The 12,583-nt window shown below is 61.6% G+C and carries 11 protein-coding genes; 6 read left to right on the forward strand and 5 right to left on the reverse strand.

From position 1 onward, the window contains the following. Positions 1-176 precede the first annotated feature (176 nt). The 4 genes from plsB to VQ575_RS21165 all read left to right on the forward strand — a co-directional run bounded on the left by plsB (position 177) and on the right by VQ575_RS21165 (position 4,426). Positions 177-2,675: a glycerol-3-phosphate 1-O-acyltransferase PlsB gene (gene plsB, locus VQ575_RS21150; protein WP_039592003.1), complete on the forward strand. Its 2,499-nt coding sequence runs from the start codon at positions 177-179 to the stop codon at positions 2,673-2,675. 186 nt (positions 2,676-2,861) lie between these two features. Further along, entirely contained in the window at positions 2,862-3,209 is a 348-nt protein-coding gene (locus VQ575_RS21155; RefSeq protein WP_039592006.1) for a hypothetical protein, read from the forward strand. 93 nt (positions 3,210-3,302) lie between these two features. Then, positions 3,303-3,707: a YbaY family lipoprotein gene (locus VQ575_RS21160; RefSeq protein WP_039592007.1), complete on the forward strand. Its 405-nt coding sequence runs from the start codon at positions 3,303-3,305 to the stop codon at positions 3,705-3,707. Between the two features lie 29 nt (positions 3,708-3,736). Next, complete coding sequence (locus tag VQ575_RS21165; RefSeq protein ID WP_039592008.1) at positions 3,737-4,426, forward strand: DUF4197 domain-containing protein; 690 nt, start codon at positions 3,737-3,739, stop codon at positions 4,424-4,426. Between the two features lie 137 nt (positions 4,427-4,563). On the opposite strand, the gene VQ575_RS21170 is transcribed toward VQ575_RS21165, so the two are convergent. Both VQ575_RS21170 and VQ575_RS21175 read right to left on the reverse strand, forming a co-directional pair. Continuing rightward, positions 4,564-7,629 (reverse strand): efflux RND transporter permease subunit, encoded by a 3,066-nt coding sequence (locus VQ575_RS21170; RefSeq protein ID WP_325918363.1) that lies wholly within the window; start codon positions 7,627-7,629, stop codon positions 4,564-4,566. Between the two features lie 6 nt (positions 7,630-7,635). Next, positions 7,636-8,736, reverse strand: coding sequence for an efflux RND transporter periplasmic adaptor subunit (locus tag VQ575_RS21175; protein WP_039592010.1), 1,101 nt, complete (start codon positions 8,734-8,736; stop codon positions 7,636-7,638). Between the two features lie 94 nt (positions 8,737-8,830). On the opposite strand from VQ575_RS21175, the gene VQ575_RS21180 reads away from it, so the two are divergent. Beyond that, positions 8,831-9,466, forward strand: coding sequence for a TetR/AcrR family transcriptional regulator (locus VQ575_RS21180; protein WP_039592011.1), 636 nt, complete (start codon positions 8,831-8,833; stop codon positions 9,464-9,466). A gap of 59 nt (positions 9,467-9,525) precedes the next feature. Here VQ575_RS21180 and VQ575_RS21185 read toward each other — a convergent pair whose 3' ends face one another. Further along, the gene (locus tag VQ575_RS21185) at positions 9,526-10,308 is read right to left on the reverse strand and encodes a class I SAM-dependent methyltransferase (RefSeq protein ID WP_039592012.1); all 783 of its coding nucleotides are present in this window, start codon (positions 10,306-10,308) and stop codon (positions 9,526-9,528) included. Between the two features lie 91 nt (positions 10,309-10,399). On the opposite strand from VQ575_RS21185, the gene VQ575_RS21190 reads away from it, so the two are divergent. Beyond that, positions 10,400-11,020, forward strand: coding sequence for a hypothetical protein (locus VQ575_RS21190; RefSeq protein WP_039592013.1), 621 nt, complete (start codon positions 10,400-10,402; stop codon positions 11,018-11,020). A 3-nt stretch (positions 11,021-11,023) separates the two neighbouring features. Here the strand turns inward: VQ575_RS21190 and VQ575_RS21195 are convergent, their stop codons facing one another. Together VQ575_RS21195 and VQ575_RS21200 are read right to left on the reverse strand one after the other, a co-directional pair. Next, positions 11,024-11,722 carry an extensin-like domain-containing protein gene (locus VQ575_RS21195; protein WP_325918364.1) on the reverse strand — a complete coding sequence of 233 codons (699 nt, stop codon included), beginning with the start codon at positions 11,720-11,722 and terminating at the stop codon, positions 11,024-11,026. A 16-nt stretch (positions 11,723-11,738) separates the two neighbouring features. Beyond that, on the reverse strand, positions 11,739-12,560 hold the full coding sequence (locus VQ575_RS21200; protein WP_198723536.1) for an isocitrate lyase/PEP mutase family protein: 822 nt from the start codon (positions 12,558-12,560) through the stop codon (positions 11,739-11,741). Between the last annotated feature and the right edge of the window lie 23 nt (positions 12,561-12,583).

Raw genomic sequence — 12,583 nt, forward strand, 5'->3', positions numbered from 1 at the left:
GCCGTACGAACCAAGTTACCGTCCGGCCATCCATGGAAGGCCGGAGCAGCTACTGGCCGAGTATATGACACACGCAAAAACTCTCAACTGACTTTACTTCGCTGCTTTTTTGCCGATTTTCGACGAATCCGGCACACTGGCGCCCGCGTCATCCCATCCACTCATGCAGAAGCCGTATGACCCGCTCCCCGTTCCGCCGTCTTGTGTTTGGCACCCTGCGCCGACTGTTGTACCTCTGGGTTCGCTCCGAGACGATCAACCAGTCGTCCTTCACCCTCAACCTCGACCGCAGCCGTCCGGTGTTCTACGTCCTGCAAGATCCTTCGCTTACCGACCTGGCGGTGCTCGATACCGAGTGCACCAAGGCCGGTCTGCCACGCCCGGTGCTGCCGGTCGCGGTGGGCAACCTGCTGGAGCCGGCGGCGTTCTTCTACCTGACACCGGCGCCGGACTGGCTCGGGCGCCAGGACAAGCGCGGTGCGCCGCCCACCTTGACGCGGCTGGTCGACGCCCTGACCCATGACGCCGCCGAAGACGCGCAAATCATCCCGGTCAGCGTGTTCTGGGGCCAGTCGCCGGACAGCGAATCCAGCCCATGGAAACTGTTGTTCGCCGACAGTTGGGCCGTCACCGGGCGCCTGCGTCGGCTGTTGAGCATCATGATCCTGGGGCGCAAGACGCGTGTGCAATTTTCCGCGCCGATCCACCTGCGCGAACTGATCGAGCACGATAAAGGCCATGAACGCACGGTGCGCATGGCCCAGCGGATCCTGCGGGTACACTTCCGCAATCTGAAAGCGGCTGTCATCGGCCCTGACATTTCCCATCGACGCAACCTGGTCAAGGGCCTGCTGAACCAGCCACTGGTCAAGCAGGCGATTGCCGAGGAAGCCGAGCGGGAAAAGATCTCCCCGGAAAAAGCCAAGGCCCAGGCCCTGCGCTACGGCAACGAGATCGCCTCGGACTATACCTACACCGCGATCCGCTTCCTGGAGGTGGTGCTGAGCTGGTTCTGGAACAAGATCTACGACGGCATCAAGGTCAACCACATCGAAGGCGTACAGAACGTTGCCCAAGGCCACGAAGTCATCTACGTGCCGTGCCACCGCAGCCACATCGATTACCTGCTGCTGTCGTACCTGCTGTTCCGCAACGGCCTGACGCCCCCGCACATCGCCGCCGGCATCAACCTCAACATGCCGGTGATCGGTAGCCTGCTACGCCGTGGCGGGGCGTTCTTCATGCGCCGCACCTTCAAGGGCAACCCGCTCTACACCGCGGTTTTCAACGAATACCTGCATACGCTGTTCACCAAAGGCTTCCCGGTGGAGTATTTCGTCGAGGGCGGTCGCTCGCGCACCGGGCGCATGCTGCAACCCAAGACCGGCATGCTTGCCATCACCCTGCGCAGCTTCCTGCGTTCATCGCGCATGCCGATCGTGTTCGTGCCGGTCTACATCGGTTATGAACGGGTGCTGGAAGGCCGCACCTACCTGGGCGAATTGCGCGGGGCGAGCAAGAAAAAAGAATCGATTTTCGACATCTTCAAGGTCATCGGCGCGCTCAAGCAACGCTTCGGCCAAGTGGCGGTGAACTTCGGCGAGCCGATCAAACTGGCGGAATTCCTCGACGGCGAACAACCCGGTTGGCGCCAGCAGGAACTGGGCCCTCAGTTCAAGCCGGCCTGGCTCAACGCGACCACCAACCGTCTGGGTGAGCGCGTAGCCCGGCACCTGAACGAAGCCGCAGCCATCAACCCGGTCAACCTCGTCGCGCTGGCATTGTTGTCGACCAGCCGCCTGGCCCTGGACGACCAGGCCATGGCCCGGGTGCTGGACTTGTACCTCGCGTTGCTGCGCAAAGTGCCTTACTCCCCCCACACCACCTTGCCTGAGGGCGATGGCCGGGCGTTGATCGAGCACGTCAAAGGCATGGACCTGCTGTCGGAACAGAGCGATGCCCTGGGCAAGATTCTGTACCTGGACGAGCAGAACGCGGTGCTGATGACCTACTACCGCAACAACGTACTGCACATCTTCGCGCTGCCGGCGCTGCTGGCGAGCTTCTTCCAGAGCAGCTCGCGTATGAGTCGCGAACAGATCCTGCGCTATACCCACGCGCTGTATCCGTACCTGCAATCGGAGCTGTTCATTCGTTGGTCGACGGAAGAACTGGACGGCGTGGTCGACCAATGGCTCGAGGCATTTGTCGAGCAAGGCCTGCTGCGTTTCGAGAAAGACCTTTATTTGCGTCCGGCGCCAAGTTCGCGGCACTTCGTGCTGCTGACGCTGCTGTCAAAAAGCATCGCCCAGACCTTGCAGCGCTTCTACATGACCGTGTCGCTGCTGCTCAACAGCGGGCAAAACTCCATCAGCGCCGAAGAGCTGGAAGATCTCTGCACCGTCATGGCCCAGCGCCTGTCTATCCTGCATGGCCTGAATGCGCCGGAATTCTTCGACAAGAGCCTGTTCCGCCACTTTATCCAGACAATGCTCGACCTCGACGTACTGCGCCGCGACGAGGCCGGCAAACTCAGCTACCACGAGCTGCTCGGCGAACTGGCCGAAGGAGCAGCCAAGCGCGTGCTGCCGGCGGAGATTCGTTTGTCGATCCGCCAGGTAGCGCTACATCGCAGCGAAGATGCCACGCAGATCGCCGTCAGCCCTGACATCTGAAATTTACCAAGGACTCATCGTGAGCATGGAACGCTTGCGGTGAGTGGCTGGGTACTCGAGAGGCATACTCCGACGCTTCGCAGCGGCCGAGGCGACGTCAAACGGAGAAAAGACCTACAGAAAATTTGGGCGCAGCGCTCTAGGATGAACTCACGTCAACATCGACGTATTGAAAAGGAATTCAACATGAGCCAACACACCATCCAAGCGTCCATTCACTTGCCTGACAATGTTCAACTCCCTGAAAGCGGAGGCACATACGTCACTTTCGAAACGCCGCATACCTCCAGCGGCCATGGCGGCAACCAGATACCGAAAAAGCCATGGATCGTCAGTTTTACCATCGACAGCGACATCGCCACCGAAGGCGAAGAATTTTCGGTGACCGCGCAAATCAACGCCCCTGGTCCCCTTTTCCTGAACACTGCGCACACGTTCATCTGGAACGGCGGCGATCAGAAAGTTGATATCAATCTGACTCTTGCGCAAGTAACGGACACCGAAGAGGCTCTGCCATTCACGTTCGGCTCCTGAGTCGCAACGTTCAGGTGGATTTATTAGCCTAAATCCTCCAGATTCCCTTTGGCGCCGGCATGTCGCTGGCGTCAAAGGGAAAGGTAATGACCCATGAAAAAATTTGCTCTGCTTACCTCCATGGCCTTACTGGCCGCTTGCCAATCGGCAACGCCACCCACCGCAACCGTCGAATCCCTTGACGGTGAAGTCTTTTACTTGCAACGCATCGCCTTGCCGCCCACGGCAACCTTGACCGTGAGCCTGCAAGACGTTTCCCTTGCCGACGCCGCAGCGGTGGTGATCGATGAGCAGCGTGGCCAGGTCGAAGGACAGGTCCCTTTACCATTCAAGCTCAGTTATGATCCGGCGCAGGTCAAGCCCGGCCATCGTTATGCCGTGAGCGCCCGCATCGAAGTCGACGGCCAGTTGATGTTCATCACCACTGAACAGCACACCGTGCAGCTCGATGGCAAAGATCCGCAGCCGTTGAAGATCCGCGTCAACGCCGCACGCTGAGTCCTGTTCCACTCCTCAAGGAAGCTGCCATGCTCCGTTCTACCCTTCGCTTCACCGGCTTGTGTGCCGGCCTGTTGATTTGCGCCAATGCCATGGCCCTGTCCCTGGGTGACCTGTCCCAGAAGGACGCCACTGGCGGCCTCAAGGATGCCCTGACCCAAGGAGCCCAGGTCGCCGTCAAGCAACTGGGCGCGCCGGGCGGGTTCAGCAACAACCCGGACGTAAAAATCGAATTGCCCGGCAAGCTCGGCAAAGTGGCCGGCAAGATGAAAGCCTTTGGCATGGGTGAGCAGGTCGATCAACTGGAAACCAGCATGAACCAGGCGGCCGAAGCCGCCGTGGTCCAGGCCCAGCCGATCCTCGTCGATGCGGTGAAGAACATGAGCGTGGCTGATGCCAAGGGCATCTTGAGCGGTGGCAATGATTCGGCCACCCAATACCTGAACAAGAGCAGCCGCGAGCAGATTCGCGCCAAGTTCCTGCCCATCGTCAAGCAAGCCACCGACAAGGTCGGCCTGGCCCAGAAATACAACGCCTTCGCCGGTCAGGCCGCCACCTTCGGCGTGCTGGACGCCAAAAGCGCCAACATTGAAAACTACGTGACCGAGCAGGCGCTGGACGGGTTGTTCGAGATGATCGGCAAGCAGGAAGCCACCATTCGCCAGAACCCGGCGGCAGCGGCGACCAGTTTGGCGAAGAAGGTTTTCGGCACGCTCTGAGCCTATCCGGCAGACACGATCCCCGTGGCGAGGGCGCTTGCTCCCGCTCGGTTGCGCAGCAAGCGCATGAGCTGGGGCCGCGGCGCGGCCCAGCGGGAGCAAGCTCCCTCGCCACAGATCCGGTGTGCACCTGTTGATCAGGTCTTCTTGACCCTGAACCACGCCGCATACAACGCCGGCAGGAACAACAGCGTCAACGCTGTCGCCACGATCAATCCCCCCATGATCGCCACCGCCATCGGTCCGAAGAACAGGCTGCGCGACAGCGGGATCATCGCCAGCACTGCCGCCAGCGCGGTGAGCACAATCGGACGGAACCGTCGTACCGTCGCTTCAATGATCGCCTGCCACGGGGCAAGCCCGGCCTTGATGTCCTGCTCGATCTGGTCCACCAGAATCACCGAGTTGCGCATGATCATCCCGGACAGCGCGATGGTGCCGAGCATGGCGACGAAACCGAATGGCTGGCGGAACACCAACAGGAACAGCGTGACGCCGATCAACCCCAGCGGCGCGGTGAGGAACACCATCGCCGTACGTGAGAAGCTGCGCAGTTGCAGCATCAGCAACGTCACCACCACCACGATGAACAGCGGTACGCCGGCATTCACCGATTTCTGACCGCGGGCCGAGTCTTCCACAGTGCCCCCCACCTCAAGCAGGTAGCCGTCTGGCAGTTCCGCTTGTATCGGATCCAGGGTCGGGAAAATCTGCTGCACCAGGGTCGCCGGTTGTTCCTTGCCGTAGATATCGGCCCGGACAGTCACGCTCGGCAGCCGGTTGCGGTGCCAGATCACGCCCTCTTCAAAGCCATACTCCAGCGTCGCGATCTGCGACAGGGCAACGCTCTGGCCATTGTCTGTCGGCACCGCCAGGCTCGGCAGCAGCGACAATTCGGTGCGCTCGTGCACGGTGCCGCGCAGCAGTATCTCGATCAGCTCGTTGTCTTCCCGGTACTGGCTGACGCTGGATCCGGTAAGGGAGCTTTGCAGGAAGCTCGACAGATTGGCAGTGGTCACGCCCAGGGCCCGGGCGCGGTCCTGGTCGATATTCAAGTACACCACTTTGCTCGGCTCTTCCCAGTCCAGATGCACGTTGACGACGTAAGGATTTTCGCGAACCTTAGTCGCGACTTTCCGCGCCAAGGCCCTGACCTCCTCGATGTGCTCGCCCGTCACGCGAAACTGCACCGGGTAGCCCACCGGCGGACCGTTCTCCAGGCGTGTCACCCGAGAGCGCAAGGTCGGGAATTGCTCGTTCAGAGTGCTGATCAGCCAACTGCGCATGGGCTCGCGGTCCTCGATGGTCTTGGCCAGCACCACGAATTGGGCAAAGCTCGGCGCAGGCAGTTGCTGGTCCAGCGGCAGATAGAAACGCGGTGAACCGGTGCCGACATAGGCCACGTAGTTGTCGATGCCGGCGTGATCCTTGAGCAACGCTTCCAGGCGCTTGACCTGCTCGGCGGTGTTCACCAACGAAGCGCCTTCGGCGAGTTTCAGGTCGACCATCAGCTCCAGGCGCCCCGATGCCGGGAAAAACTGCTGTGGGACAAAACGGAACAGCACCACCGAGCCCAGGAACAACAGCACGGTCATTGCGATGACGGTCTTGCGCCGGCGCACGCACCATTCCACCAGTCGCCGCACACGCTGATAAAACGGCGTGCCGTAGGGATCAGGCTGGCCATCTACCGTGCCATGCTTGGCCGCATGAATCTTCGCCAGGTCCGGCAGGAATTTTTCCCCCAGGTACGGCACGAACACCACGGCAGCGACCCAGGACGCCAATAGCGCAAGGGTCACCACCTGGAAAATCGAACGGGTGTACTCGCCCGTGCCCGATTGGGCGGTGGCGATCGGCAGGAAACCCGCCGCAGTGATCAAGGTGCCGGTGAGCATCGGAAACGCCGTGCTGGTCCAGGCGTAGCTGGCCGCCCTGATCCGGTCGAAGCCCTGCTCCATCTTGATCGCCATCATCTCCACGGCGATGATCGCGTCGTCCACCAGCAACCCCAGCGCCAAGACCAGCGCGCCGAGGGAGATCTTGTGCAGGCCGATGCCCAGGTAATACATCGCCGCGAAGGTCATCGCCAGCACGAGCGGGATCGCCAGTGCCACCACCATTCCCGTGCGCAGCCCCAGGGAGAAGAAGCTCACCAGCAATACAATGGTCAGCGCTTCCACCAGCACTTGGACAAACTCACCGACGCCGGTCTTCACCGCCGCCGGTTGGTCCGAAACCTTGCGCAACTGCATCCCCGCCGGCAACGTGTTCTGGATCCGGGCGAACTCGACTTCCAGGGCCTTGCCCAGCACGAGGATGTCACCGCCCTCTTTCATCGCCACGGCCAGGCCGATGGCATCTTCACCCATGAAACGCATGCGCGGCGCCGGTGGATCGTTGAAGCCGCGACGCACCTCGGCCACATCGCCGATGCGGAAGGTGCGGTCGGCCACACGGATCGGAAAATCACGGATCTCTTCCACCGTCTGGAAATTCCCGGAAACCCGCAGCTGCAATCGCTCGCTGCCGGTCTCGAAGAAGCCGGCGGTGGACACCGCATTCTGCGCTTCCAGGGCTTGCTGGACAGCCGCGAGCGGCAGGCCGAGGGTCGCCAGTTTCACGTTCGACAATTCGACCCAGATCTTCTCGTCCTGCAGGCCGACCAGCTCGACCTTGCCCACATCCCTGACCCGCTGCAGCTGGATCTGGATGCGGTCGGCATAATCCTTGAGCACGCCGTAATCGAAACCGTCACCGGTGAGCGCGTAGATATTGCCGAACGTGGTGCCGAACTCGTCGTTGAAGAACGGCCCTTGGATACCGGGCGGCAATGTATGCCGGATGTCGCTGATTTTCTTGCGGATCTGGTACCACAGCTCGGGAATCTGCTTGGAATGCAGGGAGTCACGGGCCATGAACGTCACCTGGGATTCGCCTGGGCGCGAGAACGAGACGATTTTTTCGTAATCGCCGGTTTCCATCAGCTTCTTTTCAATGCGCTCGGTGACTTGGCGCGACACTTCCTCGGCCGTTGCGCCGGGCCAGATGGTACGAATGACCATGGCCTTGAACGTGAACGGTGGGTCTTCGCTCTGGCCAAGTTTGGTGTAGGAAAGCGCGCCGACGATTGCCAGCAACAGCATCAGGAACAGTACGATCTGGCGGTTGCGCAACGCCCATTCGGAAAGATTGAAACCCATCGGGGATTACTCCTTGGCCGCCAGGTTGACCACGCGGTTGGAGCGATCCACCGGCCGGACCTGCTGGCCGTCGAGGAGCACATGTACGCCAGCGGCCACCACCCAGTCGTTGGCACCCAGGCCTTCGAGCACCGGCACGGTTTTTTCACCGAAGGCACCGACGCGCACCGGGACTTTTTTCAAGGTGTTGTCGGGATTGACCACCCAGACGTAGGTCGCGCCGTTCTCAGCGGTAAGGGCCGACAGCGGCACTGACAGCGGGACCTTTTCGGCATTCTGGATAAACACCCGGGCGCTCTGGCCCAGCTCCGCCGGGACGCTGCCGGCGGTGAACGCAACACGCGCGGCGAAGGTGCGCGATTTCGGGTCCGCGGCCGGCGACAGTTCGCGGATACGCCCGCTGAAGCGCTGGTCAGGCTGGCTCCACAGTTCGACCGAAACCGGCTGGCCGATCTTGAAACGCCCGAAACTTTGCTCCGGCAGGCTGATCAATACTTCGCGCTCACCGTCGGTGGCCAGGGTGAAGACTGTTTGACCGGCCGACACGACTTGACCGACTTCCACCGAACGCCGGGCCACGACGCCATCCTGAGGGGCACGCAGTATGGAATAGCTGGCCTGGTTGCTGGCGACATCGAATTCAGCCTTGATCTGCTTGAGCCGCGCGGCACCGGAGCGATAGAGATTTTCGGCGTTGTCGTATTGGGAGCGGCTGACCATCTGCCGCTCCATCAAGGTCTTGTAGCGGTCGCGCTCGGCGCGCACCAGGCTCAGGTTGGCCTCGGCGGCCGCGACTTGGGCCCGGCTCGCTTCCAGTTGCAGGCGCACGTCTTCGGGATCGAGTTCAGCCAGGGGCTGGTTGGCCTTGACCCGCTGGCCCTCTTCGACCAGCCGTCGGCTGACTTTGCCACCAATGCGGAAGGCCAGATCCGGCTCGAATCGCGCCCGCACTTCACCGGGATAACTGTCCATCGCCTGGGCCGAAGGCTCGGGCTTGACCACCATGGCGGGGCGGACGGTGACGGCCACCGGCTCCTCGTGGCCACACGCAGACAATAAAAAGGCCAGGCTGACTGGCACGGCGAGGGGCAGGACATAGCGGAACATGGTGGATGACCTTTCGCTAATGATGCTTGGAATAATTATACTGGCGGGTATGTTATTAATAGCAAACTCACCAGTCCAGTATTAAAAGCGAATAATGTCGAACAATCCTCCCCCTCCCAGCGGCCCTGGCCGTCCGAAGGATCTGGCCAAGCGCCAGGCCATTCTCGATGCGGCGAAAAATCTATTCCTGAGCCTGGGTTACGCCAGTACCAGCATGGATGCCGTCGCGACCGAGGCCGGCGTGTCGAAGCTGACCGTCTATAGCCATTTCAACGATAAGGAAACGCTGTTTTCCGCCGCCGTGATTGCCAAGTGCGAGGAACAAGTGCCGCCGCTGTTCTTCGAATGGGCGGATGGCGTCCCGATCGAACACGTGTTGTTGAACATCGCCCGTGGCTTCAATCAACTGATCAACAGCGATGAGTCGGTGAACCTGCATCGGCTGATGGTGGCCCTGGGTAGCCAGGACCCGAAGCTCTCGACGATTTTCTACGAGGCCGGCCCGCAACGCATGCTCTCAGGCATGGAACGGTTGCTGAGCAAGGTCAACCAGAGCGGCGCCTTGAGCATCGATAAACCGCGAAATGCCGCCGAGCATTTTTTCTGCCTCATCAAGGGCGCGGCGAACTTCCGGTTGCTGTACGGCTGCGACGGGCCGCAGGACGCCGAAGCGGCCGAGGCTCACGTGCAGGAAGTGGTGGGGTTGTTCATGCGGGCATATCGGCCCTAGATTCCGGAGGCATCACCTGGGCTTTCTTCGTCGGATCGCGCCCGGAGCAGGCTCGATTCTCACGCCTTGAGCGCTTTCTTGGGATAGATATCGTACCGACTGGACTTGCCCTCCAGTCCATGGCTCGGCTTTGGCCCTTCGATGCATGGCGCCTTGCGCGGGCGCTTGACCACCACCCGGTGGGTCGCCAGTGCCAGCGCCGCAGCCAACAGCGCCGGTGCGTCATTGTCATCGCCCACCAGCGGCCGGAACAGGCGCATTTCCTTCTTCACCAGGGCGGTTTTCTCCCGATGAGGGAACATCGGATCCAGGTAGATCACCTGGGGCGGCTCGCCTTCCCAGTTGCGCATCAGCTCGATGGAATTGCCCTTGAACAAACGCATGCGTGCCACGATCGGCGCCACGTCGAAGTCCTCGGCGCCGCGCGCCAGGCCATCTTCCAGCAAAGCGCCGATCAGCGGCTGGCGCTCGATCAGGCTCATTTCGCAGCCCAGGCTCGCCAGCACAAACGCGTCCTTGCCCAGCCCCGCCGTGGCGTCGAGCACTCGAGGACGCACGCCTTGGGCGACACCGACGGCCTTGGCGATCATCTGGCCGCTACCGCCGCCATACAAGCGCCGATGGGCCGCGCCACCCTCGACGAAATCCACCCGCACCGGGCCCGGCGCGTCCGGCCCCAGTTGCTGCAGTTGCAACCCCTGCTCGCCGACCTGCAAGGCAAACTCGCCGTCGTCCATTTGCAAAGGCAGGCCAAGCCGCTCGGCCCACTGTTCGGCCTGCGTTTGGAAGGCCGGGGCCAGGGCCTCGACATGGATGCGGCAGGTCGCAGGTTGCTCAATCATGAAAACACGCCCAAAAAATTAAGGATCGGCAAAATCGGCCGATAACAACGGTGAACGGCATTTTGCCAGAGCTGAGCGTCGACCGAGAAAAATGTCTGACATTCAATCCACATCGATAGGCGTTATCTCCCCTTACGGCGATTACAGCCTGCGTAACACCCAAGCGCTGAGCGGCGTCAGTCACCTGTGGCAGGATTTCTTTGCCCGGGCCCTGGCCGATCAACTGGGTGAAAACGCACCGGCGCCTGGCAGCTACCAGCCCGTCGCCCTCGATGAAGCGGTTGAACCGACCCTCGGCGCCGAATTGCTGGACCACATCGTCAGCCAGCGCACCTGCGACGTGACTGAAACCCAGGTCAAGCCACCAGAGCCATTGTTCCTGCCAATTGCCGAATTCGAACTCGACTTGCTGGACAAGCCGTTCCCACCCTTCCCGCCGGAAGAAATCGTCGCCCAGCAAAAACAGCAAACCTTCGAGAGCAACTGGGTTCGCCCGATCGTTCTCACCGCCGGCCAACCATTGCCAGAACCAGGCCCGGCGCCACAACCGCGTCCGTTGCACCTGCCGATTGCCGAATTCGAACTCGACTTGCTGGACAAACCCTTCCCGCCGTTCCCGGAAGAGGAGTTGGTGGCACAGCAGAAACAACTCGATTTCGATACCCGTTGGGCACGTCCGATCGTGCTGCAGAACCTGCGTATCGCCGCCTGACTCTTACCGACAGATCCACCACGGCCCCACATCCAGATGGAAATGGTTTCGGTGCGCTTCGTTGTAGTCCGGGCTCAACACCACACTGAACATGTCACAGGCACCGTCCCGCACCTGCCGCAGGAACTGCGCGTTGGTGTTGTCCTTCGGCCAGTCCTTGAGCACGCTGATCGCCCGCCCATCGGCCAGGCGAAACCCGGCGATGTCGAGCGCGCTGGCGGTAGCATGCTGACTGCGCGACCCGCTTTCACGACCGTACATGTTGCGACAGGCAAAGCTGCCCAAATGATCGACCCGCGTGACTTTCTGCCCATAGACCGCCGTTGCCGCCGGTTGCAGCGCATGGCGCTCGAACAACGCGAAAGCCACGGCCAGCGGGCAACTGGCGAGGAAACTGCTGCTCAGCGCCACCTCGCCGCCCTGCACCCGCAACACGTTGGTCAATGGACACGTCGTGTTGGCCCCGCTGTCCGCCTGGCGAGCGGTGCGAAGCCCGGACGTGGCGAGCGCCTGGTCACACAGTTGCGGGTCGTTGCGCAGGGCCATCAGCTTGTAGCGGGTCAGCAGATTCGGCGGAGCGTTGATGTCCAAAGGCGCCCAGGGATTCCATTGCGGCGACACCGACAACCAGCCACGCCAGACGCCAAGCACTGCGCCGCCAACGATCAGCGCCAAAATAACCAAACCTTTGAAAAACCGCACGACAACGCCTCGGGCATCAGCCCTTGAATAATTGATTGGCCTGGTTGAACGGCATCGAACGACGGGTAAAAGTGAACGTCCCCTGCTGCTGGATTTCTTCGGCGGCCCGGAAGAATTCGCCATAGGCCGCCAATGCCAGCGCCGATCCGACGCTGATGCGCTTGACACCCAGTTCGCTCAACTGCGCCACGGTGAGGTCCAGCGCGCCGGACATCAGCACGTTCACCGGCTTCGGCGCCACGGCCTGTACCACGGAGAGGACCTGTTCGGCGCTGCTCAGCCCGGGCGCATAGAGCACGTCTGCACCCGCGTCGGCGAAGGCCTTCAGGCGTCGGATGGTGTCGTCCAGGTCGGGTTTTCCGTGCAGGAAATTCTCCGCCCGGGCGGTCAGCAAGAAGGGAAACGGCAAGCTGCGCACCGCGTCGGCCGCGGCCTTGACCCGCGCCACTGCGTGATCGAAGCAATAGATCGGACTGTCCGGGCGTCCGGTGGCATCTTCGATGGAGCCCCCCACCGCCCCGGCTTCTGCCGCACGCAACAAGCTACGGGCACACGCTTCAGGCGCATCGGCGAATCCGTTTTCCAGGTCGACGGCCACTGGCAAATCCGTGGCCGCCACGATCGCCCGCACGTTAGCCAGCGTGTCATCCAGGCCCAGCGCCCCATCGGGTCGCCCCAGGGAAAAAGCGTGGCCGGCACTGGTGGTCGCCAAGGCTTCAAAGCCAAGGCTGGCGAGCATCTTGGCTGAGCCGGCATCCCAAGGATTGGGAATGACAAAAGCCCCTTCGCGTTCGTGCAAGGCCTTGAACGCCTGGGCTCGCCGGGTTTGTGCATCCATGAAAGTCGCTCCTGAGCAGTGGA

Origin of the sequence: Pseudomonas frederiksbergensis, assembly GCF_035751725.1 — a bacterium.
Classification (GTDB): domain Bacteria; phylum Pseudomonadota; class Gammaproteobacteria; order Pseudomonadales; family Pseudomonadaceae; genus Aquipseudomonas; species Aquipseudomonas frederiksbergensis_A.